Origin of the sequence: Pseudomonas sp. 2822-17, from assembly GCF_002742485.1 — a bacterium.
Classification (GTDB): domain Bacteria; phylum Pseudomonadota; class Gammaproteobacteria; order Pseudomonadales; family Pseudomonadaceae; genus Aquipseudomonas; species Aquipseudomonas cyclaminis.
The window spans coordinates 59,857-85,004 of record NZ_LJRZ01000319.1; the positions used below are offsets into that span (position 1 = coordinate 59,857).

28 protein-coding genes and 1 tRNA gene are annotated in these 25,148 nt (G+C 59.0%); 6 read left to right on the forward strand and 23 right to left on the reverse strand.

Annotated elements, in window-relative coordinates:
• Positions 1–6: 6 nt before the first annotated feature.
• From AOA60_RS07850 to AOA60_RS07920, 14 genes are all read right to left on the reverse strand, one after another.
• On the reverse strand, positions 7–399 hold the full coding sequence (locus AOA60_RS07850; protein ID WP_099583941.1) for a type III secretion protein: 393 nt from the start codon (positions 397–399) through the stop codon (positions 7–9).
• A 293-nt stretch (positions 400–692) separates the two neighbouring features.
• The gene (gene sctL, locus AOA60_RS07860) at positions 693–1,286 is read right to left on the reverse strand and encodes a type III secretion system stator protein SctL (RefSeq protein ID WP_099583943.1); all 594 of its coding nucleotides are present in this window, start codon (positions 1,284–1,286) and stop codon (positions 693–695) included.
• Complete coding sequence (locus tag AOA60_RS07865) at positions 1,264–1,848, reverse strand: type III secretion protein (protein WP_099583994.1); 585 nt, start codon at positions 1,846–1,848, stop codon at positions 1,264–1,266. The genes sctL and AOA60_RS07865 overlap by 23 nt, the downstream gene beginning before the upstream one ends.
• A gap of 13 nt (positions 1,849–1,861) precedes the next feature.
• The gene (gene sctJ / locus AOA60_RS07870; RefSeq protein WP_099583944.1) at positions 1,862–2,662 is read right to left on the reverse strand and encodes a type III secretion system inner membrane ring lipoprotein SctJ; all 801 of its coding nucleotides are present in this window, start codon (positions 2,660–2,662) and stop codon (positions 1,862–1,864) included.
• A 5-nt stretch (positions 2,663–2,667) separates the two neighbouring features.
• Positions 2,668–3,036: an EscI/YscI/HrpB family type III secretion system inner rod protein gene (locus tag AOA60_RS07875; protein ID WP_099583945.1), complete on the reverse strand. Its 369-nt coding sequence runs from the start codon at positions 3,034–3,036 to the stop codon at positions 2,668–2,670.
• Between the two features lie 587 nt (positions 3,037–3,623).
• Complete coding sequence (locus AOA60_RS07880; protein ID WP_099583946.1) at positions 3,624–4,547, reverse strand: sigma 54-interacting transcriptional regulator; 924 nt, start codon at positions 4,545–4,547, stop codon at positions 3,624–3,626.
• A 308-nt stretch (positions 4,548–4,855) separates the two neighbouring features.
• On the reverse strand, positions 4,856–5,956 hold the full coding sequence (ychF, locus tag AOA60_RS07885; RefSeq protein WP_099583947.1) for a redox-regulated ATPase YchF: 1,101 nt from the start codon (positions 5,954–5,956) through the stop codon (positions 4,856–4,858).
• Positions 5,957–5,978: 22 nt separating this feature from the next.
• On the reverse strand, positions 5,979–6,563 hold the full coding sequence (gene pth, locus AOA60_RS07890) for an aminoacyl-tRNA hydrolase (RefSeq protein ID WP_003171596.1): 585 nt from the start codon (positions 6,561–6,563) through the stop codon (positions 5,979–5,981).
• 168 nt (positions 6,564–6,731) lie between these two features.
• On the reverse strand, positions 6,732–7,331 hold the full coding sequence (locus AOA60_RS07895) for a 50S ribosomal protein L25/general stress protein Ctc (protein WP_099583948.1): 600 nt from the start codon (positions 7,329–7,331) through the stop codon (positions 6,732–6,734).
• A 138-nt stretch (positions 7,332–7,469) separates the two neighbouring features.
• Positions 7,470–8,411, reverse strand: a complete 942-nt coding sequence (locus tag AOA60_RS07900) for a ribose-phosphate pyrophosphokinase (protein ID WP_003171603.1) — start codon at positions 8,409–8,411, stop codon at positions 7,470–7,472.
• 46 nt (positions 8,412–8,457) lie between these two features.
• Positions 8,458–8,532, reverse strand: a tRNA-Gln gene (locus AOA60_RS07905).
• 37 nt (positions 8,533–8,569) lie between these two features.
• Positions 8,570–9,421: a 4-(cytidine 5'-diphospho)-2-C-methyl-D-erythritol kinase gene (gene ispE / locus AOA60_RS07910; RefSeq protein ID WP_099583949.1), complete on the reverse strand. Its 852-nt coding sequence runs from the start codon at positions 9,419–9,421 to the stop codon at positions 8,570–8,572.
• Position 9,422: 1 nt separating this feature from the next.
• The gene (lolB, locus tag AOA60_RS07915; RefSeq protein WP_099583950.1) at positions 9,423–10,040 is read right to left on the reverse strand and encodes a lipoprotein insertase outer membrane protein LolB; all 618 of its coding nucleotides are present in this window, start codon (positions 10,038–10,040) and stop codon (positions 9,423–9,425) included.
• A 4-nt stretch (positions 10,041–10,044) separates the two neighbouring features.
• Positions 10,045–11,769 carry a tetratricopeptide repeat protein gene (locus tag AOA60_RS07920; RefSeq protein WP_099583951.1) on the reverse strand — a complete coding sequence of 575 codons (1,725 nt, stop codon included), beginning with the start codon at positions 11,767–11,769 and terminating at the stop codon, positions 10,045–10,047.
• A 182-nt stretch (positions 11,770–11,951) separates the two neighbouring features.
• Here AOA60_RS07920 and hemA point away from each other — a divergent pair, with 182 nt between their 5' ends.
• The 6 genes from hemA to AOA60_RS07950 all read left to right on the forward strand — a co-directional run bounded on the left by hemA (position 11,952) and on the right by AOA60_RS07950 (position 17,308).
• Entirely contained in the window at positions 11,952–13,241 is a 1,290-nt protein-coding gene (gene hemA, locus AOA60_RS07925; RefSeq protein WP_099583952.1) for a glutamyl-tRNA reductase, read from the forward strand.
• Positions 13,238–14,320 (forward strand): peptide chain release factor 1, encoded by a 1,083-nt coding sequence (gene prfA, locus AOA60_RS07930; RefSeq protein WP_099583953.1) that lies wholly within the window; start codon positions 13,238–13,240, stop codon positions 14,318–14,320. The genes hemA and prfA overlap by 4 nt, the downstream gene beginning before the upstream one ends.
• Positions 14,321–15,151, forward strand: coding sequence for a peptide chain release factor N(5)-glutamine methyltransferase (gene prmC / locus AOA60_RS07935; protein ID WP_099583954.1), 831 nt, complete (start codon positions 14,321–14,323; stop codon positions 15,149–15,151).
• Positions 15,145–15,900, forward strand: a complete 756-nt coding sequence (locus tag AOA60_RS07940; RefSeq protein ID WP_099583955.1) for a molybdopterin-synthase adenylyltransferase MoeB — start codon at positions 15,145–15,147, stop codon at positions 15,898–15,900. Before prmC ends, AOA60_RS07940 begins: the two co-directional genes overlap by 7 nt.
• Positions 15,893–16,687: a glutamate racemase gene (murI, locus tag AOA60_RS07945; RefSeq protein WP_099583956.1), complete on the forward strand. Its 795-nt coding sequence runs from the start codon at positions 15,893–15,895 to the stop codon at positions 16,685–16,687. The genes AOA60_RS07940 and murI overlap by 8 nt, the downstream gene beginning before the upstream one ends.
• Positions 16,688–16,789: 102 nt before the next feature.
• Positions 16,790–17,308: an acyloxyacyl hydrolase gene (locus AOA60_RS07950; protein WP_099583957.1), complete on the forward strand. Its 519-nt coding sequence runs from the start codon at positions 16,790–16,792 to the stop codon at positions 17,306–17,308.
• Positions 17,309–17,434: 126 nt separating this feature from the next.
• Here the strand turns inward: AOA60_RS07950 and AOA60_RS07955 are convergent, their stop codons facing one another.
• The 9 genes from AOA60_RS07955 to AOA60_RS07995 are packed head-to-tail and all read right to left on the reverse strand — an operon-like array spanning position 17,435 to position 25,145.
• The gene (locus tag AOA60_RS07955; protein WP_099583958.1) at positions 17,435–17,740 is read right to left on the reverse strand and encodes a YkgJ family cysteine cluster protein; all 306 of its coding nucleotides are present in this window, start codon (positions 17,738–17,740) and stop codon (positions 17,435–17,437) included.
• 52 nt (positions 17,741–17,792) lie between these two features.
• Positions 17,793–18,278, reverse strand: coding sequence for a DUF2878 domain-containing protein (locus AOA60_RS07960; RefSeq protein WP_099583959.1), 486 nt, complete (start codon positions 18,276–18,278; stop codon positions 17,793–17,795).
• On the reverse strand, positions 18,271–19,542 hold the full coding sequence (locus tag AOA60_RS07965; RefSeq protein WP_099583960.1) for a cyclopropane-fatty-acyl-phospholipid synthase family protein: 1,272 nt from the start codon (positions 19,540–19,542) through the stop codon (positions 18,271–18,273). Before AOA60_RS07965 ends, AOA60_RS07960 begins: the two co-directional genes overlap by 8 nt.
• A complete protein-coding gene (locus AOA60_RS07970; RefSeq protein ID WP_099583961.1) occupies positions 19,529–20,338 on the reverse strand; it encodes a DUF1365 domain-containing protein in 810 nt (269 codons plus the stop codon). Before AOA60_RS07970 ends, AOA60_RS07965 begins: the two co-directional genes overlap by 14 nt.
• Positions 20,335–21,582, reverse strand: a complete 1,248-nt coding sequence (locus AOA60_RS07975) for an NAD(P)/FAD-dependent oxidoreductase (protein ID WP_099583962.1) — start codon at positions 21,580–21,582, stop codon at positions 20,335–20,337. Before AOA60_RS07975 ends, AOA60_RS07970 begins: the two co-directional genes overlap by 4 nt.
• The gene (locus AOA60_RS07980) at positions 21,579–22,361 is read right to left on the reverse strand and encodes an SDR family oxidoreductase (protein ID WP_099583963.1); all 783 of its coding nucleotides are present in this window, start codon (positions 22,359–22,361) and stop codon (positions 21,579–21,581) included. The genes AOA60_RS07975 and AOA60_RS07980 overlap by 4 nt, the downstream gene beginning before the upstream one ends.
• Positions 22,358–22,780: a nuclear transport factor 2 family protein gene (locus tag AOA60_RS07985; protein ID WP_099583964.1), complete on the reverse strand. Its 423-nt coding sequence runs from the start codon at positions 22,778–22,780 to the stop codon at positions 22,358–22,360. Before AOA60_RS07985 ends, AOA60_RS07980 begins: the two co-directional genes overlap by 4 nt.
• Complete coding sequence (gene phrB / locus AOA60_RS07990) at positions 22,773–24,215, reverse strand: deoxyribodipyrimidine photo-lyase (RefSeq protein ID WP_099583965.1); 1,443 nt, start codon at positions 24,213–24,215, stop codon at positions 22,773–22,775. The genes AOA60_RS07985 and phrB overlap by 8 nt, the downstream gene beginning before the upstream one ends.
• Positions 24,216–25,145 carry a MerR family transcriptional regulator gene (locus tag AOA60_RS07995; RefSeq protein ID WP_099583966.1) on the reverse strand — a complete coding sequence of 310 codons (930 nt, stop codon included), beginning with the start codon at positions 25,143–25,145 and terminating at the stop codon, positions 24,216–24,218.
• Between the last annotated feature and the right edge of the window lie 3 nt (positions 25,146–25,148).

Here is a 25,148-nt window from a genome sequence, read left to right on the forward strand (position 1 = left end):
CTCTGGTTAGAAAGGCAGTGAGCGGAGCGAAGTGGGTTTGAAGTGCCGGGACGGGCGAGCAAGGCGCGTGATTGCTGCGCGCCATGTATCGCGTTGGTTGAGCAGGGCAGCGAGGGAACTCAGCACGTTGGCTTCTCCTTGCCCACCCCGCAGGCTTTGAACCAGCCATAACGCACCTGTGTCAGCTTTTTGAGCAAGTGCGCCCCGAAAGTGATTCAGACTGGCGCCGCCGAGCCGCAGCCAGAATAGAGGCGATGCGTTATCTGAGTGTGCTGAGGTTAGTTGAGCCTTGAGCAACAAATCGCCTCCCTGATGCTTCAGGATTATTTCGCTATCTTTTTCAAAAAAGCTGATCTGCTCTTTGCGGCTGTGTAGCCATTCGCTGATAAACGCCTGCATTTTATTGAAAACTCTCAAAAGTACTTTTGAGTAACATGTGCTTGACTCGGGTGTGTTCCAGGAACGCCATCTGGGCTGTTGTAGTTCTTACGGCGAGTTCGTAGAACAACGCGGAGTCCGATGGATCTCCCGTTGCAGCGCGAGACTTCGAGTTGTACAGTTTATGGGCGGTATTGCTGTTATTTAAAAGGTCGCGTGATAGGTCTTTGAAAAAGTCCATGTAGGTTCTCTTGTGTGTGCATTGATAAACAATTTTGTTGAAGTACGTCATGCAAAGCGCAAGGTATGTATCGTTAAATTTCGATGCGGAGTTCTTTGCCTTGGTTGAAAAAAGTATCGAGCATTGAACGCCAACTAATACGAAAATCTCCCTCGTCGGTTTTTAGCACGAGGGTCTGAGTTGGGATTGTTTCGTCGGGTTGAAGCTTCCAAAACGTCGCCTTGTAATGAGCTAGGCACTGTTTTATCTCCTCACACTCATGTGGGTGGCAGAGCAATGTTGCGTCGATCTCCTGGACTTGGCTTGCAAGCAATTGCTTAATCAAGGCCGCTAGGCGTTGGGGAGGAACCGTTTCGTCAAGCAGGCATTGAATCGCCTGGTTCGTGAGCGATGTTGCGTAGCGTTCCAGGCTCTGGCACATCGTTTGACGCTCGCGTTCCCACTGCTTGAATTGGGCATCTGCGCGTTGCCAGACTTCCAGTGAGGCCGTTTCGAGTAACACTTCACATTTTTTCTCTGCCTGGCGTATCAGCTCATTGGCCTGGGCATCGGCCCGGCTCAGGAGTTGGTCCGCCTGCTTCCAATTTAAAAGCTCGTCGCGGGGGATAAGAGCACGCGGCGCTCTAGGCGCGTCTGTGGGTAACTCAATTGTGTATCGGCATAACATCATTGGTTTCCTCGCCGCCAGGTTCGGGATGTATCTGATCTGTAGCCCGTGCTGTAGCGCGCCAGGCTACGGCTTGCCATAGCGTATTCAGCCGGCTGACTGCGTTCTTCTCAATCGGGACATTAATCCTTTCAACCTCACGCACGCGCTCGCGGGGGAATCGCAAGCGAAGGCGTTTCCAGATATCGGGGTCTACCCAGTTATGGAGCAGTTGCAACGGATCTGCATCCGGCGACAACATGGCGGGAGGAAATGCCTTGGATAAACGCAGGCACCATAGATGGTGACTGTCGCTCAAGAGCGTTGCCGCTTGAGGACTGAACGTGTTGTGAACTAATTCCATCGCCAGGTTAAGCTGGTCCGTAGAGGCCAGGGCCAAGCGCAGCACGGTGGGATGAGGTGCAGGAGGTAAGCAAGGTGCAACGTCTGTGAGGCTGATCGGTGCCGACTGTCCGCAGTGATAGAGCGTCATAAACACGCGATACTTGTCACCTCGCCAGTCCTCGTGAGCACACTTCCACGGGAATGCCCACCACTGGACCCAGGTCAGATGTTCACGCATCGACTGATCGGGTCTAAGCATCATCAACAGGACCAAACGTGTTGCTAGCTGCGGGTGACCCCTGGATACGGCGTTGACGCCGATTTTGCAGGAATAGCACGGCGGCCACGCATGAAACCAAACTGAGCAGAGAAACGATAATGGCGACTCGCCAAAATCCGAGATCGTCGCTGGGTACAAGAAACGGCCCGAAATACACCAGGCGCTGTTGTTCCTGATAAGTGGTGGCTGGTACGAATATAACCGTGAGCTTTTGCGGGTTATCTACTGCTGAGGTCATGCCTGGGATACTGCTCGCCACCATCCTTCGGACGCGTGCGCGGATGTTATCGGGGTCCAAGCGCGGGTCGTGTTTGATGAATACTGAAGCGGACGCAGGTTGGACCGGCTCTCCTGGTGCGATGCGTTCTGGCAGTACTACGTGCACGCGGGCAACGATGACGCCGTCAATGTTAGACAGCGTCGCCTCAAGTTCTTGGGACAAGGCATAAATGTAGCGTGCCCGCTCTTCCAGCGGGGTGGAAATAACCCCTTCCTTGCGAAAGGTATCGCCCAGGGTCGTCCGTGCAATGCGGGGTAGGCCTGCGGCCTCCAACGTGCGTACGGCACGCCCGATGTCGGTTGCATTAACCGCAACCACGACACCATCTTTTGCTGGGATTTTTTGCGCGCGAATGTGTTTGTCCGCCAATTCAGCGATGACTTCATTGGCCTCTTGCTCAGAGAGTTGGCGATGAAGTTCAACACGGTCGCTGCAACCGCCTAACGTGAATGTAATCACCAGAAGTAACGCGACAGGCAGGAATTTAGTCATGTTCACTATTGCAGATTAGAAATTTTGTCGATGCATTGGGTAGCTTTGCCTAGGCTTTTTATCAGGAGCTGCGAGGTAAGCGTCGCATTGGATAAATCGCGTGGATACTCCCTGAGCTTTTCAACGTTCATGGTTTTACTTGAAGATTTCAACGTGCGCCCAAGGCGGCGTTGTAAGTCCTGAAGTTGGTTTGAAGTGTTTGCCAGTAGCGAAGGTATACCGTCTTTAACCATCGTGGCGGTGTTCGGTGCCAAGGGATCCAGCATTGACGAGAAAAAAGCAACATCTGTCGCGGGCGCTGGAGAGGCTTGCTTATTTCTGATGCTGTCCCTGCCGTTAACAAACGTTGACGAACCAAAATCTTCTATCTGCATGTAAGGCCTTTAGTGATTGTTGTCGGCATGTTAGCGGCTTAAGCTCGTATGAAAGCCCCCCCGGCTTACGAGCCGGGGAGGTGATCACGTTACGACCGGATTTCTTTAGCCGCGGCATAGAGTCCCGAGATCAGTCTCGCTCTCAAACTTTCTTGGAAAGTCGCTTCGGCGACTTCCTCAGATCGATCATTCGCCGAGCTGGCACCTTTGTCGATACCTCCGCTCGGGCTTTGGAGCATGTTGTTGTATATATTGGCTGATGGGTTGTATCCAGAACCACTTGGACCAATCATGATGAGACTCCGGTATTGTTGACGTGAGTGTTGATGTGGTTGCCGGGTGTCGAGTGATACTTGAGTTCCCTCTTTTTAAGGAGGCCTCGAACCTGGCTATAGTTAGGTGGTTAGATTCGGTTAAAGCGTTCCAGCTTATGTAAAGGCTAGGTATTTCAAAATGTGTAGCTAAGCGTTGAGGTGGAAACAAGATTTATCAAGCATCAGTGTGTTGAGCCGATAAGAATTTGGGTCGTGTTTAGGGTTGCCTGGAATTTGTAACATGACTTGGAGTGGCGAGCGTCCCAAACGAACTCATCCCAGCGCTATCTCCAGCTGTTTCATCCTGTGATACAACGTGCGCTTGGCAACCCCCAGTTCCAGCGACACGGTATCTACACAATGCTCATGGCGGCACAGCGACTCCTCAATCAGTGCCTTTTCAATTTGCTGCAGGCGTGCCTTCAGGTTCGTCTTGGTATCAACCAAGCTGTTCATGGGAGTGGAGAGCGGTGTCAACCCCAGCACGAACCGTTTTGCCGTCGAACGCAACTCGCGGACATTACCCAGCCATGGGTGGCACAACAATTGTTGCAGCAGCCCGTCAGAGGGCGGCGGGGCCGAGCAATTGAAATGGTCGGCTTCCTGCTGGATCATCTCCAGAAACAACGGGATGATGCGCTCACGCCTGTCCCGCAGGGGCGGAAGCTGGATGTGGACGACATTCAGGCGAAAGTAAAGGTCACGCCGGAAGGTACCGTGCTCGACCATCTGGTGCAGCGAGTGCTGGGCCGACGCTATGACACGCATGTCCACCGGTATAAAACGGGTCGATCCCAGGCGCTCGACGCCTCGCGACTCCAATACTCGCAGCAGCTTCGCTTGAAGACCCAATGGCATGCTGTCGATTTCATCGAGGTATAACGTGCCCAGATGGGCGGCTTCGACAAACCCTGCCCGCGATTGCATTGCTCCGGTATAGGCGCCGCTGTTGACGCCGAACAATTGGCTTTCCGCCAGGCTTTCCGGGATGGCCGCACAGTTCACGGCAACAAGGTTGCCACGTCGCCCCGATAAAAGATGAATTCGTCGGGCTAGCGTATCTTTTCCCGTGCCGGTTTCTCCCAGCAACAAGATGTCAATGTCGAGTGCAGCGGTGTTGTTAAGTGTGTTTTCAATGTCCGGGCCTTCAATGAGTGAAATTGCCGTTTCATTTTCCATGTTGAAGGTTGCCGGCATTGAATGATGCTCCCTTATCGCTATTAAAAGGGCGGTATGCAAAAGGTGACCAGTTGAGCTTAGGTTATAGAAGTTGTCTTTGGTTTTTAAGGCGTTTAGCGGGTTAAGTGACGTAGGAAATTGTCTTTGGGTTGTAATGATTAAATTGGGGCGTTGGTGTTTGAGCTGGCGCGCGAATAAGATCAATAGGAAACGTCTGAGAGTGTTTAATGTTTGGATGTAAATAACATTTGAAATTAAACGCTCGCCCACAAAAAAGCCGATGCAATGCATCGGCTTTTTATTACGGCAGTTATTGCAGGTGATGTTTACACATTAAATCGGAAGTGCATCACATCGCCATCTTTAACAATATATTCCTTACCTTCCAGGCGCCATTTACCCGCTTCCTTGGCACCGGCTTCACCCTTGAACTGGATAAAGTCGTTGTAGGCGATCACTTCAGCACGGATAAAGCCTTTTTCGAAGTCGGTGTGGATCACGCCTGCAGCCTGTGGCGCGGTGGCGCCGACCTTGACGGTCCAGGCGCGGACTTCTTCGACACCGGCGGTGAAGTAGGTCTGCAGGTTGAGCATTTCGTAGCCCGCACGAATCACGCGGTTCAGGCCAGGTTCTTCCAGGCCCAGGGCCTCAAGGAACATGTCTTTTTCTTCGCCGTCATCGAGTTCGGCGATTTCCGCTTCGATCTTGTTGCACACTGGCACTACGATCGCGCCTTCTTCGTCCGCGATGGCTTTTACCACGTCGAGCAGGGGGTTATTCTCGAAGCCGTCTTCAGCGACGTTGGCAATGTACATCACCGGCTTGGTGGTCAGCAGGTGGAAGCCCTTGATCACGGCCTTCTCGTCGGCGCCCATGCCCTTCATAAGGCTGCGTGCCGGCTTGCCTTCGGTGAAGTGTGCGATCAACTGCTCCAGCAGGCCTTTCTGGACCACTGCGTCCTTGTCGCCGCCCTTGGCGTTACGCGCGACTTTCTGCAGTTGTTTCTCGCAGCTGTCGAGGTCGGCGAAGATCAGTTCCAGGTCGATGATCTCGATGTCGCGTTTCGGGTCGACGCTGTTGGAGACGTGAATCACGTTCTCGTCTTCAAAGCAGCGGACCACGTGGGCGATGGCATCGGTTTCGCGGATGTTGGCCAGGAACTTGTTGCCCAGGCCTTCGCCTTTCGACGCGCCGGCTACCAGGCCTGCGATGTCAACGAACTCCATGGTGGTCGGCAGGACGCGCTTGGGATTGACGATGGCCGCCAAGGCATCCAGGCGTGGATCCGGCATCGGCACGATACCGCTGTTGGGTTCGATGGTGCAGAAGGGGAAGTTCTCCGCCGCAATACCGGACTTGGTCAAAGCGTTGAACAAGGTGGATTTGCCGACGTTGGGCAGGCCGACGATGCCGCAATTGAATCCCATGGTGTTTCCCCTCGGAAAAAAGTCAGGCCTTCTGGCTGTGCAGGTTTTTCATCGCGCGGTTCCATTCCCCGGCGAAGATATCCGGCAGCACGCCGAGGGCAAAGTCGATGCTTGCATCGAGTTTTTCCTGTTCGGCGCGTGGCGCACGACCCAGGACGAAATTTGAAACCATACTGGCAACGCCTGGGTGGCCAATGCCGAGCCGCAGGCGGTAGAAATTATTCTGATTACCCAACTGCGCGATGATGTCGCGCAGGCCGTTATGCCCGCCATGCCCGCCGCCGAGCTTGAGCTTGGCAACGCCGGGTGGCAGGTCCAGTTCGTCATGGGCCACCAGGATTTCTTCGGGTTTGATCCGGAAGAAGCCCGCAAGCGCCGCGACAGCTTGGCCGCTGCGGTTCATGTAGGTGGTGGGAATCAGCAGACGAACATCCTGACCCTGGTGCGAGAAGCGCCCGGTCAGGCCAAAATACTTGCGATCGGCCGCCAGGTTTACACCTTGGGCATGGGCGATACGCTCAACAAAAAGGGCCCCCGCGTTATGCCGGGTCTGTTCGTATTCGGCGCCTGGATTTCCCAGGCCAACGATCAGTTTAATGGCAGTCACGACAGGGGCCCTTCCTTTGGAGTTGTGGATAACATCGCCGCGAACTGAGTGCGGCGAAAGTGGACGACAGGAGCTCACTTATCCAGAGATAAACTTCGCGTTGTCGCCCGCTTTCTCGCTACGTTCCGGTCCGCGATGTTTCCTCAAGCTCCGGCAATACAGAGTGAATTACTCTGCAGCGCCTTCTTCAGCTTCTGGAGCAACGCGTGGAGCGTGTACGTTTGCAACAGCTTTGTCATCACCGTGAGCCAGTGCAACGAACTCAACGCCTTTAGGGGCCTTGAGGTCGGACAGGTGAACGATTGCGCCGATTTCCAGAGCCGACAGGTCGACTTCGATGAACTCAGGCAGATCTTTCGGCAGGCAAGTTACTTCGATTTCGTTCAGGACGTGAGAGATCTCGCCGCCTTTCTTGACCGGAGCTTCTTCACCAACAAAGTGCACAGGCACGATAGCGGTCAGTTTCTGACCGGCTACAACGCGTACAAAGTCAGCGTGCAGAACGTGGCCCTTGGACGGGTGACGTTGCAGGGCTTTGATGATTACGTTCTGCTTTTTGCCGCCAACGTTCAGTTCGATAACGTGGCTGTAGGCAGCATCGTTTTCGAGCAGTTTGGCAACTTCTTTAGCCAGCATGCTGATGGATTCAGGGGCTTTCTCGCCACCGTAAACTACAGCTGGAACCAGGCTTGCGAGACGACGCAGGCGGCGGCTCGCACCTTTCCCCAGGTCGGAACGCACTTCAGCATTCAGAGTAAAATCGTTCATGTTGTATCTCCAAAATAACCACATTCGCCCCAGCGTTTGCGACCAGCGCTAAAGGCGATATGGGCAAAAAAGCCCCGCCCCAACAGAATGCTGGGGCGGGGCGCTTTTCGTCAGTGAGGTGTTCCGAAGGTTTGACCCTTAGCGGAACATCGCGCTGATCGATTCTTCATTGCTGATGCGGCGAACCGCTTCGGCAACTACCGGTGCGATATCCAGTTGACGGATACGCGCACAGGCTTGTGCAGCAGCGGACAACGGGATGGTGTTAGTCACCACCAGTTCGTCCAGCACAGAGTTCTCGATGTTCTCGATCGCTCGGCCTGACAGCACAGGGTGTGTGCAGTAGGCGAAGACTTTTGCTGCACCGTGCTCTTTCAAGGCTTTCGCCGCGTGGCACAGGGTGCCGGCGGTGTCGACCATGTCATCAACCAGAATACAGGTACGCCCTTCGACATCACCGATGATATGCATCACTTCAGAGTGATTGGCTTTCTCGCGGCGTTTGTCGATGATCCCGAGATCAACGCCCAGGGATTTGGCAACAGCCCGTGCACGCACGACGCCACCAATGTCCGGGGACACGATCATCAGGTTTTCAAAGCGCTGATCTTCGATATCGTCCACCAGTACTGGCGAACCGTAGATGTTATCTACCGGAATATCGAAGAATCCCTGGATTTGGTCAGCGTGCAGGTCAACCGTGAGAACACGGTCGATGCCTACCACGGTCAGCATGTCAGCAACGACTTTCGCGCTGATAGCCACACGTGCGGAACGCGGACGGCGATCCTGACGGGCATAACCAAAGTAAGGGATTACAGCTGTGATTCGAGTCGCTGAGGAGCGGCGGAAGGCATCAGCCATCACGACGAGTTCCATCAGGTTATCGTTGGTCGGAGCGCAGGTCGGCTGAATAATAAAGACGTCTTTACCGCGGACGTTTTCATTGATCTCGGCTGTAATTTCGCCGTCGGAAAATTTACCGACAGAGATGTCACCGAGAGGGATATGCAGCTGACGTACGACACGTCGAGCCAGATCGGGGTTGGCGTTCCCCGTAAAGACCATCATCTTGGACACGCGCAGTACCTAGAGGCTGAGGGTAACCTGGATGAGTATTAGAAAATGGCAGGGGCGGCTGGATTCGAACCAACGCATGGCAGGATCAAAACCTGCTGCCTTACCGCTTGGCGACGCCCCTGTATCTGTTGCAACGAGTACCCAGTACTCGGTTCCTTTTAGAGCAGACTTTGCAGCTTGCGATGCAACATCGAAACGTTGCTTCCCTTTGCTACAAACCCTGTAAGGGTCTCTGTAAGAAGGGCCGAGACTTTATCAGCTTCAGCTTTGTTTGGGAAGCCCCCAAACACACAACTTCCAGTTCCGGTTAATTTTGCTTCGGTAAATTTACCTAACAAATTCAAAGCGTTACGTACCTCTGGATAACGCCTTGCTACAACCGGTAAGCAGTCATTTCGACTGTTTCCCTTGGGAACGGGGCGCACTTTAATGGGAGAAGAGTTACGTGTCAACAACGGATCTGAAAAAATTTCTGCTGTACTTACAGATACTTGCGGGACAAGCACGACATACCACGGCTCTTCGGGATATTCCGGGGTGAGTTTCTCCCCCACGCCCTCAGCAAAAGCGGCGTGTCCGTGCACGAAAACCGGGACGTCTGCGCCCAGTGTCAGGCCCAGTGCGGCCAGGCGATCATGGCCCCAGCCCAGTTGCCACAAGTGATTGAGCCCCAGCAACGTCGTCGCGGCATTTGAACTGCCGCCACCGATTCCGCCGCCCATGGGCAAAATTTTATCGATCCAGATATCGATGCCCAATGCACAACCCGATTGTTCCTGAAGTTTTTTGGCCGCCTTCACGATCAGGTTGCTGTCGTGGGGCACGCCTTCGAATTCGGTGTGCAGGTGGATCACGCCATCGTCGCGCACGGCGAAGGTGAGCTCATCACCGTAGTCGAGAAATTGAAACAGCGTCTGCAACTCGTGATAGCCGTCTTCACGACGGCCGAGAATATGCAGCATCAGGTTGAGCTTGGCGGGTGAGGGCAGCGTCAGGCGTTCTGAAGTCACGTTATTGCCCCAGCTTGCGCGGTTGCCAATCCTTGATCACCAGCGTGACATCAAGGTCAGTGCCATGCAGCTTGATGCGCTCGGGCAGCCAATAACCGCCCTGTTCCACATAACTGAGGTACTCGACCTGCCAGCCATCCTGTTCCAGTGATGCGAGGCGGCTGTCACCATTGAGGCTCAGGCGACTCTTGCTGTCCGGAGCGGGCAAGCCGCGCACCCACCACACCAGGTGCGACACGGGTAGCTTCCAGCCAATCTGTTCTTCCAGCAGTGCTTCCGGCGAAGCCGCCTCATAGCGGCCCTGGTTGGCCACTTCAAGGCTGACTTGCCCCGGTCGACCTGTCAGGCGAGCGGCGCCACGGCCCAGCGGGCCCGACAAGCGAATGTCGTAGTAGTCCTGGCGTTGCAGCCAGAACAAGGTGCCGCTGCCTGAGTCCTTGGGTGCGCGCACCCCGACTTTGCCTTCGATCTGCCAGCCATCAATGCTGCTGAGCTGATCCTTGTGCTGTTGCCATTGCGCCGGGTTGCCCTGGCCTTCAACGGATTCACGGCTGCCGATGCCCGCGCAACCGGCGAGCAGGGCGATAAGACTGAACACTACAACGTGGCGCAAGAACATAAGCTTAAAGGGTCTCGGATCCGGTCAGGCGCTTGATGGTGCCGCGCAGGATGGGGCTTTCGGGTTGTTCCTTGAGGAATTTTTCCCAGATTTGACGTGCTTCGCGCTGCTTGCCATTGGCCCACAGCACTTCGCCCAGGTGCGCCGCGACTTCCTGATCGGGGAAGCGCTCCAGCGCCTGGCGCAGCAAGCGCTCTGCTTCGTCGAGGTTGCCCAGGCGGTAATTCACCCAGCCGAGGCTGTCGAGTACGGCCGGGTCTTCCGGGTTGAGCTGGTGTGCCTGTTCGATCAACACCTTGGCTTCGTCGTAGCGGGTCGTGCGGTCGGACAAGGTGTAGCCCAGGGCGTTGAGGGCCATGGCGTTGTCAGGGTCACGCTTGATGATCAGGCGCAGGTCTTTTTCCATCTGCGCCAGGTCATTGCGTTTTTCCGCCTGCATGGCGCGCGTGTACAGCAGGTTCAAGTCGTCGGGGAATTGCAGCAAGGCTTGTTGCAGCAGTTTCCAGGCGCGCTCGCCCTGATTGTTGGCCGACAGGGTTTCGGCCTGGATCAGGTACAGCTGGATCGCATAGTCCGGCTCGGCATCGCGGGCCGCGGCCAGGCGTTTTTCGGCCTCGTCGGTACGACCGTTGCTCATCAGGATATCGGCCTGGCGCAGCTGGGCCGGCAGGTAGTCGTTACCGGGGCCAACCTGCGCGTATTCGAGCAGGGCGGCCTGGGGGTCGTTGCGTTCTTCCGCGATACGGCCCAGGTTCAGGTGCGCCGAGTCCACATGGCTTTCACGCCCGATCAGTTCTTCAAGGTAACCCTTGGCCTCGTCCCAGGCCTTGGCTTCCAGGCACACCAGCGCCAGGGAGTAACGCAGTTCGTCGTCATCGGGGTATTGCTGGACCAGGTTGGCGAACTGCACTTTGGCGTCCTCCATACGGTCCTGCTCCACCAGCATACGTGCGTAAGTCAGGCGCAGGCGTTTGTCGTCCGGGTACTTCTTGATGCTTTTTTCCAGCAGCGGAATGGCTTCCTTGCCGCGATTGAGATTCTGCAGCAAGCGTGCGCGCAGCAGGATCGGCGCGATCTCGCCCTCGTCCGGCGGGTTCTGCTCCAGTAGTTTCAGCGCGGCGTCGGCCTCGTCGTCCTGTTGCAGCAGCAGGGCCTTGCCGAAAATCAGCTGGCTGTTTTTTGGATGCTTTTGCAGCAGGCGGTCGAAACTCTTCATCAGGCCATTGCGCGTGTCCTGGTCAGTGTCGGCAGCCGACAGCGCGAGGAAGTCGAAATGGGTGTCGCCCTTGCCTTGCAGGACTTTCTCCATATAGACCATGGAGTCGTCATAGCGCCCGGCCCGCGCCAGTTGAATGGCCGCCGCCCGTTGCGCTTCCAGATCGTCCGGCGCGTTTTTCGCCCAGATCAGCGAGGTGTCCAGTGCGGCCTGATCGGCGCCCAGGTACTCGGCGATGCGAAATGCCCGTTCGGAGATGCCAGGATCCTGTGTATTGATGGCCTGGGTCACATAGTTGTCCAGCGCAATGTCGAAGCGATTGCGCTGGCCGGCCAGTTCCGCACTCAGCAGGCTGAACACCGTTTCTTCACTGAATGAGGAATAAACCTTGGGCTTTTCAGGGGCGGGGGTGCTGTCTTCTACCGGCGGCGTACCGTCCGGCGACACGGGGGCCAAGGTCTGGCAGCCGCTGAGGAAGACAAAAGCAAGGAGCAACGCGGAAGATCTATTCATATAGGAAGAGGACGACTAACCTGCGGTCGGATCATCATGACACAAGCCTTCGGCCAAACATAACCGAGTCTCAGTTGATGCCTTTATAGACACAAGGCATTAGGACAATAGACGACGGTGGTTGTTCTGAATCTTTCGAAGTAGGACAATTGTCGGCTTCCCGACATCATCAGCGATATTGAATGGCCTTCCTCGCACTCGGTATTAACCACAAGACTGCCTCCGTAGACGTGCGCGAGCGCGTGGCGTTTACGCCAGAGCAGTTGGTTGAGGCCTTGCAGCAGCTCTGCCGGCTCACCGACAGTCGCGAAGCTGCGATCCTTTCGACCTGCAATCGCAGCGAGCTTTATATAGAGCAGGAACATCTTTCAGCGGATGTCGTCCTGCGCTGGCTGGCCGATTTCCACCATTTGAGCCTCGACGACCTGCGCGCCTGCGCTTATGTGCACGAAGAGGATGCGGCAGTTCGTCACATGATGCGCGTGGCTGCCGGTCTCGATTCGCTGGTGTTGGGCGAGCCGCAGATTCTGGGGCAGATGAAATCCGCCTACGCTGTGGCGCGTGAGGCCGGTACCGTCGGCCCGCTGCTGGGCCGGCTGTTCCAGGCCACGTTCAATTCCGCCAAGCAGGTGCGCACCGACACCGCCATCGGCGAAAACCCGGTCTCGGTGGCATTTGCCGCCGTCAGCCTGGCCAAACAGATTTTCAGCGACCTGCAACGCAGCCAGGCCTTGCTGATTGGCGCCGGCGAGACCATCACCCTGGTCGCCCGTCACCTGCATGACCTGGGTGTGAAGCGCATCGTGGTCGCCAACCGCACCCTTGAGCGCGCCAGCATCCTCGCCGAACAATTCGGTGCCCACGCCGTTCTGCTGGCGGATATCCCCGCCGAACTGGTGCGCAGTGACATCGTCATCAGCTCCACCGCCAGCCAATTGCCGATCCTCGGCAAGGGCGCGGTGGAAAGCGCGCTGAAGCTGCGCAAGCACAAACCGATTTTCATGGTAGACATCGCCGTTCCCCGGGATATCGAGCCCGAAGTCGGCGAGTTGGACGACGTTTACCTCTATAGCGTCGACGATCTGCACGAAGTCGTCGCCGAAAACCTCAAGAGCCGCCAGGGCGCAGCCCAGGCCGCCGAGGAAATGGTCAGCACCGGCGCCGAAGATTTCATGGTGCGCCTGCGTGAACTGGCGGCAGTGGACGTGCTCAAGGCGTATCGTCAGCAGGGCGAACGCCTGCGCGACGAGGAACTGATCAAGGCCCAGCGTTTGCTGGCCAACGGCAGCAGCGCCGAAGAAGTGCTGATGCAACTGGCCCGTGGCTTGACCAACAAGTTGCTCCACGCGCCCAGCGTACAGTTGAAAAAGCTTACCGCCGAAGGCCGCCTCGATGCGCTGGCCATGGCTCAGGAACTCTTTGCCCTCGGTGAGGGCGCGTCAGAAAGCTCTTCGGATAAAAAACCGCAATGAAAGCGTCACTGCTCAATAAACTGGACGTGCTCCAGGACCGTTTCGAAGAACTGACCGCCTTGCTCGGCGATGGCGAAGTCATCTCCGATCAGACCAAGTTCCGCACCTATTCCAAGGAATACGCCGAAGTTGAACCGATCGTAACCACCTACGGGCAATGGCTGAAAACCCAGGCCGACCTCGAAGGTGCCCAGGCGCTGCTCAAGGACAGCGACCCTGATATGCGCGAAATGGCCGTGGAAGAAGTCCGCGAGGCCAAGGACAAGTTGATCGCGCTGGAAGGCGACCTGCAACGCATGCTGCTGCCCAAGGATCCAAACGACGGGCGCAACGTGTTCCTCGAAATCCGCGCCGGCACCGGTGGCGACGAGGCGGCGATTTTCTCCGGCGATCTGTTTCGCATGTATTCGCGCTATGCCGAGCGACGTGGCTGGCGTGTGGAGATCCTGTCCGAAAACGAGGGCGAGCACGGCGGCTATAAAGAAGTCATCGCGCGGGTCGAAGGCGAAAATGTCTACGGCAAGCTGAAGTTCGAATCCGGCGCACACCGCGTACAGCGTGTACCGGCGACCGAATCCCAAGGCCGTATCCACACCTCGGCGTGCACCGTGGCTGTATTGCCTGAGCCGGATGAGCAGGAGGCCATCGAGATCAACCCGGCGGACCTGAGGGTCGACACTTACCGCTCGTCGGGTGCCGGTGGTCAGCACGTCAACAAGACCGACTCGGCAATCCGTATCACCCACTTGCCGTCGGGCATCGTGGTCGAATGCCAGGAAGAACGTTCCCAGCACAAGAACCGGGCCCGGGCCATGTCCTGGCTGTCGGCCAAGCTCAATGACCAGCAGACCAGCGCCGCCGCCAATGCGATTGCCAGCGAGCGCAAGTTGCTGGTGGGTTCGGGCGACCGTTCCGAGCGCATCCGTACCTACAACTTTGCCCAGGGCCGGGTCACCGACCACCGGGTCAACCTGACCCTTTACTCCCTCGACGAGATTCTCGCCGGCGGCGTCGATGCGGTGATCGAGCCCTTGCTCGCCGAGTACCAGGCCGACCAATTGGCCGCGATAGGTGAATAAATGACCATCATCGCCAGCCTGCTGCGCGCCGCCGACCTGCCCGACTCGCCCACCGCGCGCCTGGACGTGGAATTGTTACTGGCGGCGGCCCTGGGCAAGTCCCGCAGCTACCTGCACACCTGGCCGGAAAAAATCGTCAGCAGCGAAGACGCGCTGACCTTTGCCGACTACCTCCAGCGCCGCCGCGCCGGGGAGCCGGTCGCCTATATTCTCGGCCAGCAGGGCTTCTGGAAGCTGGACCTGGAGGTCGCGCCCCACACGCTGATCCCGCGTCCGGACACCGAGTTGCTGGTAGAGGCCGCCCTGGAATTGTTGCCGGCCACGCCCACCCAGGTCCTCGACCTCGGCACGGGTAGCGGCGCCATCGCATTGGCCCTGGCCAGCGAGCGCCCGGCCTGGCACGTCACGGCCGTCGACCGCGTGCTGGAAGCCGTGGCGCTGGCCGAGCGCAATCGCCAGCGTCTGCACCTCAATAACGCCACGGTGCTGAGCAGTCATTGGTTCAGCGCGCTGCAAGGTCGCCGTTACGACCTGATCATCAGTAATCCGCCGTATATCGCCGACAATGACCCGCATCTGGTCGCGGGCGATGTACGTTTTGAACCGGCCAGCGCCCTGGTGGCGGGCCATGACGGTTTGGACGACCTGCGCTTGATCATCAACGAGGCCCCGGCCTACCTGAATGCCGGTGGTTGGTTGCTGCTCGAACACGGTTACGACCAGGCCCTGGCCGTGCGTGATCTGCTGCTGGGCCAGGGTTTTGAGGGCGTGCACAGTCGCATCGACCTCGGCGGCCACGAACGCATCACCTTGGGGCATCGCCCGTGCTGACCGATCAGGAGCTGTTGCGCTATAGCCGACAGATTCTGTTGCAGCATGTCGACATCGAAGGCCAGTTGCGCCTTAAAAACAGCCGTGCGCTGATCGTCGGCCTTGGTGGCCTGGGCGCGCCAGTGGCGCTGTACCTGGCCGCTGCGGGCGTGGGCGAACTGCATTTGGCCGACTTCGACACCGTCGACCTGACCAACCTGCAACGCCAGATCATCCATGACACCGACAGTGTCGGGCAGACCAAGGTCGACTCGGCCCTGCGCCGCCTGACCGCCATCAACCCTGAAATCACGTTGGTCGCCCATCGCACCGCACTGGACGCCGACTCGCTGGCGGCGGCAGTGGCTGCGGTGGACGTGGTGCTTGATTGCAGCGACAACTTCTCCACACGCGAAGCGGTCAACGCCGCCTGCGTTATCGCGGCCAAGCCGTTGATCAGCGGGGCAGCTATTCGCCTGGAAGGCCAATTGTCGGTGTTCGACCCGCGTCGCGCCGACAGTCCGTGCTACCACTGTTTATACGGGCACGGCAGCGACACCGAACTCACCTGCAGCGAAGCGGGCGTGGTCGGGCCGTTGGTGGGGCTCGTCGGCAGCCTGCAAGCCTTGGAAGCCTTGAAGTTGCTGGCCGGTTTCGGTGAACCGCTGGTGGGCCGCTTGCTGCTGATCGACGCCTTGACCACACGTTTTCGAGAATTGCGCGTCAAGCGTGATCCCGGTTGCAGTGTCTGCGGGACGCAACATGGGTAAGGACGCGCCAATCGGTGTGTTCGATTCCGGCGTCGGCGGTTTGTCGGTGCTGGATGAAATCCAACAGCTATTGCCCCACGAATCGCTGTTGTACGTGGCCGATTGCGGGCATATCCCCTATGGCGAGAAAACCCCCGAATTTATTCGTGAGCGTTCGCGACGGGTCGCTGAGTTTTTCCGCGAACAGGGTTCCAAGGCTTTTGTGATTGCCTGCAACACCGCCACCGTCGCCGCCGTTGCCGATTTACGCGAGGACTACCCCGACTGGCCGTTGGTGGGCATGGAGCCCGCCGTCAAGCCAGCGGCTGCCGCCACCCGCAGTGGCGTGGTCGGCGTGCTGGCCACCACCGGCACCCTGCAAAGTGCCAAGTTCGCCGCGTTGCTCGACCGTTTCGCCACCGATGTGCGGGTGATCACCCAGCCGTGCCCCGGCCTGGTGGAACTGATTGAAACTGGCGACCTGAACAGCCCGGCCCTGCGCCAGTTGTTGCAGGGCTACATCGAGCCGCTGCTCAACGCTGGTTGCGACACCATCATCCTCGGTTGCACCCACTATCCCTTCCTGAAGCCCCTCCTGGCACAGATGCTGCCCCCCAGTATCGCCCTCATCGACACCGGCGCCGCCGTGGCCCGCCAGCTCAAGCGTTTGTTGGGCGAACGCAACCTGCTGGCCCATGGCGATCCTGAACCTGCCCAGTTCTGGACCAGCGGTGATGTGTGTCATCTAAGAAATATCCTACCCACACTTTGGAAACATTCCGCAGTTGTGCGAAGCTTTGGCTCGTGAAAATTTCGTGAAATGTCGCTGAACTTCTGGCTCTGAGTCAGCTTCTATAGCGAGATGGCCTGTAAAAAATCATACAACTTCGTTCTCAAAGGACTGTTTCTTATGAAGCGCTTGTTCTGTTTGGCCGCAATTGCGGCCGTAGTGGTGGGACACTCGGTTTCGGCCCAGGCTGCTGGCCTGGAATTTGGCGTAGGCAGCACCAGCGACTCGACCATGACCTACCGATTGGGGCTCACGTCGGACTGGGATAAAAGCTGGTGGCAGAGCGATGTGGGTCGCCTGACCGGTTACTGGAGCGGCGCTTATACCTACTGGGATGGCGACAAGCGCGCCAGTGCCAGCAGCCTGTCGTTCTCGCCGGTGTTTGTGTATGAGTTTGCCGGGGAATCGGTCAAGCCATACATCGAGGCGGGGATCGGTGTGGCGGTGTTCTCCCGCACGAAGTTGGAAGACAACAACATCGGCCAGGCTTTCCAGTTCGAAGACCGTCTGGGGTTCGGCCTGCGGTTTACCGGTGGGCATGAAGTGGGCATTCGTGCCACGCACTATTCCAATGCCGGCATCAGCAGCAACAATGATGGGGTAGAGAGCTACGCGCTGCACTACACCCTGCAGTTGTAATTGCGCAAATCCCTTGTGGGAGGGGGCTTGCCCCCGATTGGGCTGTATCAGCCAGCAAGTTTTTGCCTGACACACTGCAATCGGGGGCAAGCTCCCTCCTGCATTTGATCGTCATCGGTGTTTGGGTCAGCGGTAGGCCGTCGCAATCCCCTGGCGCTCTTCGATGCACTCCGGTGCGCCCATCTCGAATTCCCGGCAAATCAGCGGCCGGCGCTCATAGATCGTGCACATCATCGTGTCCCGATCCAGCGCCGCGCACCAGCCGTCGTCCAGGCGCAGCATCACTTCGCCGCCCCAATCATCGGTGTCGATATAGCGCTCCGGCACGCCGGTGTCGGTGATCAGCATGACTTCCAGCTGGCAGCAGCAGGCCGCGCACGTCGAGCAGGTGACGGCGGGTTCGGCAATTTGAGTGTGGGGGATGTTGGTCATGGCGGCAGCTTCATGCTTTGAGCGGCAAGCTGCAAGAAAAAGCCGACCGGCTTCAGTATTTTGTCGCGGCGCGAGCAAGCAGTGCGAAGAGCACAGCCCACAGCAGTGCCAAGCCGAACAGGCTCGGCCACAGGGCGTAACCGAAGCTCACCCCTGCCAGTTGGCTGCCTGCGTAATAGGACATGGGGCCGCCCACGGCGCCCAATAATGCTGCGCGCCAGCGAGGCCGGGTGCTCCAGGCCAGACAATGACGCAGTGTAGTTGCCAGTAGCGCCCACAGCAGCATCAACCAGAACGGGATCAGCGGGCCCGGCTCGGTGAAATGAAACACGCCCACCGTGCGTAACGCCGTATCCAGCAATGTGCCCAGCACCGTCACGCCGAGAATCAGTCTGCCGTCTTCGGCCCATGAACTTATCCACAGCAGGTGAATAGCCAGCGCAGCGAGCCCCACGAGTAACCACACGCTGTCGCCGCCCAGCACACAGGCAAACCAGCCGCACTGGAACAGCACGGCATTGGCCAGGTTTTTAAGCATTGAAGCGCCCGAGCAACGGCGGGTTGATCGCTGCCGGTTTGGCCAGCAGCAATTGCGCGGTGCCGATGGTGCGCTCCATAAAGCCACCTTCGCAGTAACACAGGTAAAACTCCCACAACCGCAGGAAGTATTCGTCGTAGCCCATTTCTGTCAGGCGGCCGTGAGCGCGACGAAAGTTCTCATGCCACAGGCGCAGGGTTCGCGCGTAGTGCAGGCCAAAGTCTTCCATGTGCAGCAGGTTCATATCGGTGTCGCGGCTGACGATTTGCAGCATGTTCTGCACACTGGGCAGGGCGCCGCCCGGAAAAATGTAGCGCTGGATAAAGTCCACGCTGTTCTTGGCCTGCTCAAACCGTTGCTCGCGGATGGTGATGGCCTGCAGCAACATCAGCCCATCGCTCTTGAGCAAGTGCGCGCATTGCTTGAAGTAGGTCGGCAGGAAGCGATGGCCAACGGCTTCGATCATCTCGATGGACACCAGCTTGTCGTACTGGCCGGTGAGGTCGCGATAGTCACTCAGCAGCAGCGTGACCTGGCCTTGCAAGCCGAGGGTTTCGATGCGTTTTTCGGTGTATGCGAACTGCTCCTTGGACAAGGTCGTGGTGGTGACCTTGCAGCCATAGTGTTGCGCCGCATACAGCGCCATGCTGCCCCAACCTGTACCGATTTCCAGCAGGTGGTCGGTGGGCTTGAGCACGAGCTTCTGGCAGATGCGTTCCAGCTTGTTCAGTTGCGCCTGTTCCAGGGTGTCGTCAGGGCTCAGAAATTGCGCCGCCGAATACATCATGGTCGGGTCGAGGAATTCTTCGAACAGGTCGTTACCCAGGTCGTAGTGCGCGGCGATGTTTTTCTGCGAGCCCTTGCGTGTGTTGCGGTTGAGCCAGTGCAGGCCTTGGGTGAGCGGGCGTGCCAGCCGTGCCAGGCCACCTTCCATGGCGTCGAGCACGTCCAGGTTGCTGACCATCACACGCACCACGGCGGTCAGGTCCGGGCTGCTCCAATACCCGTGGATAAACGCCTCGCCGGCGCCGATGGAGCCGTTGGCCGCCACCAGTCCCCAAACCGCAGGGTCGAGGATCTGGATTTCCCCCAGCAAGTGCGCTTCCCGTGCGCCGAACACTTGCCGTTCGCCGTCCTCGATCACCACCAGTTGGCCGTGGCGCAATTGGCTGAGTTGACGCAGCACGCCCTTGCGCAACAGCGCACTGGTCACACCGTTGACGTTCAGGCGGTTGGCCTTGACCGATAAGCTAGGGGATTTCATGGCGGCGATCCTTGGTATACCCGACGGCTGTACGAGAGGCGCCATCGGCGGCCCGGTGGGAAAAAATCGGTGTGCGCTTAAGAAAAAGGCGCAGCGCCTGCCAGTAAATGGCCAGGCACGTCTTGGCGGTCATCCACGGAAAGCGCCACAAGTAGCGATGCAGGCTGGCGCGATCCAACACTTCTTTTTGCAGGCTCAAGGTGGCGTCGAACACTTTCAGCTCGCCCTGCCAGTCGGCCATGTGCACGCCGAGCCTGGCGGCGGGCGGGCTGAAGCTCATGCGGTATTCCAGGTCGCGGGGCAAGAACGGCGACACATGGAAGGCCTTGGCCACGGCGAAATGCTGGTGCTCATCAGCGCCCAGGGCTTGGGCCGGCAGCACATAGTGGTAGCGCTCGCGCCACGGGGTGTTGGTCACTTCACACAGAATCGCGGCCAGTTGCCCATCGGCCTCGAAGCAATAGAAGAAACTCACCGGATTAAAAGCCAGGCCCCAACTACGGGCCTGGGTCAGTAGGCAGATAACGCCCTGAGGCGTACGCCCCAGCGCCTTGCCGACTTCCTGGCGCACGGCATCGCTCAAGCTCATGCCGTGGCGCGTGAATTCACGCAGGTAATCCTGCTGACGAAAACCGAAGGGCGCCAGGCGACTGCGCCCCGCCAACGGCGACAGCCCGAGGACTTCGTCTTGTTCGCTCAAGTCCAGGTACAGCAGGCCGATGCGGTAGCGAAAGGCATGGGCCTTGGGCGCAAACCGTCGATGGGCAATCCAGCCGCTGTACAGGGCGCTGTTCACAGGGTTTCCCCAAAGGCCTGGGCCACACGCAGGGCGCTGACCACGCCGTCTTCGTGGAACCCATTGGCCCAGTAGGCGCCGCAGTAAAAGGTGTTGCGCGCCCCGGCCAGTTCTTCCCAGCGGTTTTGCGCGGCCACCGCCGCCAGGCTGTATTGCGGATGGGCGTAGGTGTAGCGCGCGAGGATCTTCAGCGGGTTGATCATTGGCGTCTGGTTGAGGCTGACGCAAAAGGTGGTGGCGCTGTCGATGCCCTGCAGGATGTTCATGTCATAAGTGACGGCCGCCTGGGTCTGGGTGTTGCCGCTCAGCCGATAATTCCAGCTGGCCCAGGCGAGTTTGCGGTCGGGCAGCAGGCGGGTGTCGGTGTGCAGGACCACGTCGTTGTCGGCGTAGGGCAGGGCACCGAGAATCTCCTGTTCGGCCTGGCTGGGGTCGGCGAGCAATGCCAGTGCCTGGTCGCTGTGGCAGGCGAACACCACCCGATCAAACGCCTCGCTGCCGGCAGGGCTGTGGATAACTACGCCGTCCTCGGTGCGCTCGACATTATGCACAGGGCAATTCAGGCGAATCTGCTCGCGAAAGCGGCGCGTCAACGGTTCGATGTAGCGGCTGGACCCGCCTTCGATCACACACCACTGCGGCCGGTTGTTCACCGACAGCAAGCCGTGGTTCTTGAAGAAGCGCACAAAGAACTGCAACGGAAAGCCCAGCATGTCTGCCAGGGACATCGACCAGATCGCCGCGCCCATCGGCACGATGTAATGCCGCACAAAGCGTTCGCCGTATCCGCCGGCTGCGAGGTAATCGCCCAAGGTCATCTCGGCGCTGATGCGTTGCTCCTGCAGATCCAGCGGCGCCTGGCGGTTGAAGCGCAGGATGTCGCGCAACATGCCCCAGAAGCCCGGCGACAGGATATTGCGGCGCTGGGCGAACAGGCTGTTGAGGTTATTGCCGTTGTATTCGAACCGGGTGCTTTCGTCGCACACCGAGAAGCTCATCTCGGTGGGTTTGAACGTCACGCCAATCTGCCCCAGCAAGCGGATGAAATTGGGGTAGGTCCAGTCGTTGAACACGATAAAGCCGGTGTCCACCGCGTAGCTTTTGCCGTCGACGCTGACATCGACTGTATGGGTATGCCCGCCGATACGATTGCCCGCTTCAAACACGGTGACCTCGTGACGGCGGCTGAGCAGGTAGGCGCTGGTCAGGCCAGCAATGCCGCTGCCGATAATGGCGATCTTCACTGGTCGTCCTTTTTCGGTGGCGGGCTGCGCAGCATGCGTTTGCCGATGATCAATTGCGCGCGGTTAGGCAGTTTCGACAGCGGCCACAGGGTCGCAATGAACAACGCCGGGAAGGCGATTTCCAGTGGGCGTTTGTCCAGCTTGGCGAAAATGTGCCGAGCCGCCTTGTCGGCAGGCCAGCTCAGGGGCATCGGGAAGTCATTGCGCTCGGTCAGTGGCGTGTCGACAAAGCCAGGGCTGATCACGGTGACGTCGATGTTTTCCGTCGACAGGCTGATGCGCAGGGATTCGAACAGGTAACGCAGCCCGGCCTTGGACGCGCCATAGGCTTCGGCGCGGGGCATCGGCAGGTAGGTCACGGCGCTGGCAACACCCACCAGATGCGGGGTGCGCCCGGCACGCAGCAACGGCAGGGCCGCTTCGATGCAATAACTGCTGGCCAGCAAGTTGGTGCGCACCACGTGCTCGATGATCGATGAATCAAACTGCTTGGCGTCGACATACTCACAGGTGCCGGCGTTGAGGATCACGGTGTCGAGCGAACCCCAGGCAGCACCGATATGCTCCCCGATCTCGCGTACCGTCTGGCTGTTGGTCAGGTCACCGGCCACCACCAGCACTTGGCCGGGGTAACGTTGGGCCAGTGCGTCCAGCGGCGCCTGGGTGCGGGAACTCAAGGCCACATGGGCGCCGCTGTCAAGCAACTCCACAGCCAAGGCGGCACCAATCCCACTGCTGGCACCGGTCAGCCAATAACGACGTGGCGACACTGCGTTCATCCCACTCTCCTTTTCAACCAACTGACGACTTTGCCCAGGACGGGAAGGTGTTCGTAGAGCATGGCGCCCGCATCGAAGTAATCGCGGTGGCGGTACACCTTGTCCCGCCACATCAGGTGCGAGCACCCCTCCACCCGGATGACTTGGCCGTTGGCCAGGCGCGGGTGGCAAAAACTCATTTTCCAGCGCAGGTAGCCTTCGCCTTCGGCCACTTGGTCGAAACCGTGGAAGTCGAAGCGCAGTTGGCTGACATTGCTGTACAGCTCGGCGAAATAGCTGTGCAGCGCGGTCAGGCCATGGACCTCGTGCAGCGGGTCGGTAAAGGCAATGTCCTTGCTGTATAGGCTGTCGAGCAGGTGCAGGTTGTGCTTGTCCAGCGTGGCGAAGGTCTGGGCGAAGCGTTGCAGGAAGTCACTCATGTTCGGCCACCGACTGCCGCGAAGGCAGGCTGCGAAAGGCGGCCAGGGCTCGCTCGCGGGACTTTTTCAGGTCGACAATCGAGCGCGGATAATCCGCCACGCCAAACAGGCCACCGGCGGCTTCGGGGTTGTGCACTTCCTTTTTATTCAGTGCGGCCAGTTCCGGCAGCCAGTGCTTGATGAATACCCCTTCGCTGTCGAACTTTTCCGACTGGCTCAGGGGGCTGAAGATCCTGAAGTACGGCGCCGAGTCGGTGCCGGTGGACGAACTCCACTGCCAGCCGCCGTTGTTGGCCGCCAGGTCGCCGTCGATCAGGTGGCGCATAAAGAAGCGCTCGCCTTCACGCCAGTCGATCAGCAGGTTCTTGGTCAGGAACATCGCCACCACCATGCGCAGCCGGTTGTGCATCCAGCCGGTTTCCAGCAGTTGGCGCATGGCGGCGTCAATGATCGGCAGGCCCGTGCGAGCTTCTTGCCAGGCCGCCAGATCCTTGGGCGCATCACGCCAAGCCACGGCTTCGGTTTCGGGGCGGAACGCACGGTGGCGCGACACCCGTGGGTAGCCCACCAGGATGTGTTTGTAGAACTCACGCCAGAGCAATTCGTTGATCCAGGTGATGGCGCCGATGTCGCCACTTTCGAATTCGCCCTGGTTGGTCTGCAACGCGGCATGCAGGCACTGACGCGGCGAGACCACGCCTGCCGCGAGGTAGGCCGATAACTGGCTGGTGCCGGGCTTGGCGGGGAAATCGCGCTCGTCTTTGTAGTAGCTGATCTGCTGGTCGGCGAAGGTGTCAAGGCGGCGCCGGGCTTCGTCTTCACCGGCAGGCCAGAGCGCGCGCAGGGTGTTGCTGGGCGGCTCGAAACCGGCAACGGTGGTCGGGACCGGATCGCTGTTGAAGTCGAGTCTGGCCTGGGCCTTTGGCGTGGGCACCAAGCGTGGCAGCGCGCTGTGCAGCCGTGTGTAGCAGACCTTGCGGAACTGACTGAAGACCTGGAAGTAGGTGCCGGTCTTGGTCAGCACACTGCCCGGTTGGAAGAACAATTGGTCAAGGTAGCTGTGGAACGTCACGCCTTCGGCCTCCAGCGCCTGGGCGACGGCGGCGTCACGGCGGCTTTCGTGAATGCCGTACTCCTCGTTGACGTGCAGCGATTGCACCGACAGCGCCCGGCACAGTTCGCCGAGCACAGCGGGCGCCTGATCCCAAGTGGCCGCCGTGCGGATCAACAGCGGGATGTTCAGCTCGCCCAAGGCCTGGCTCAGGTGCTGCAGGTTGCGTAGCCAGAAGTCGACTTTGCACGGCGCGTCATCGTGGGCCAGCCATTGCTCAGGCGTGATCAGGTACACGGCAGCGACCGGGCCACGCTGGCTCGCGGCGGCCAGGGCGGTGTTGTCGTGTAGGCGCAGGTCGGTGCGCAGCCAGATCAAATGCATTTAGATAAGTCCACGCTGGATCAATAACTGGTGAGCCGACAGCACCTCTTCGGCCACGAACAATTCAGGAGTGTCACGGGTTAATACGGCTAACTCAGCCTGGTGGATGCACACCGTTGGTCCGACGAGCAGCGTCGGGCAACTGACGCCCATCAGCAGTTTGGTCAGCGCTGGCAAGTGCAGGGCCTTGCTCGAATACAGCAGCACCGCGCGCGGTTGCAGATGCTCCACCGCCAGGGCCAGTTCGCCGGCGGGCAGCGGCCAGTCGAACACTTCCACCGGGCAATCGGCGCTGCTGGCCAGCCAGGCGCTGAGCCACAGGTGCGGCTCCAGTGGCAGGTCGGACTGGTTGACCAGCAACAGCGGCGCACCGTGCAGTTGGCGATTGTTGTGGTAGATACGCGCACCGAACTTGCTGCGCAGCCAGGACAGGAAAAACACCCGTTCCATCTGCGCGCCGAACTGGCCCTGCCAACGCTGCTCCAGCTCCATGATCAGTGGCAGCAGCAGTTGTTCGCACAGGGTGCGCGGCGGGTATAGCGCCATGGCCTGGTTGAAGGCGTCGTCGACCCGGCGCTCGGTCAGTTCGCTGGTGGCCTGCACCAGGGACTGGCGCAGGGTGTGCCATTCATTCTCTGCCGTGTCGGGGCTGGTCTGAGCAGTGTCAATCAGGTGTTTCACCTGGCTGACCGGCACGCCGCGATTGAGCCAGGTGAGAATGGCGTGGATACGTTGCACATGGTCGGCGCTGAACAGCCGATGGCCCTTGGGCGTGCGCTGGGGCACGATCAGGCCATAGCGGCGTTCCCAGGCCCGCAGGGTCACGGCGTTGACACCGGTCTGGCGCGCCACTTCGCGGATCGGCAGCCAGCCGTCTTGCAGGGCTTGGGCGATGTCTTCACCGGGTTCGTCTTGCAGGGCAACTTTCATGGT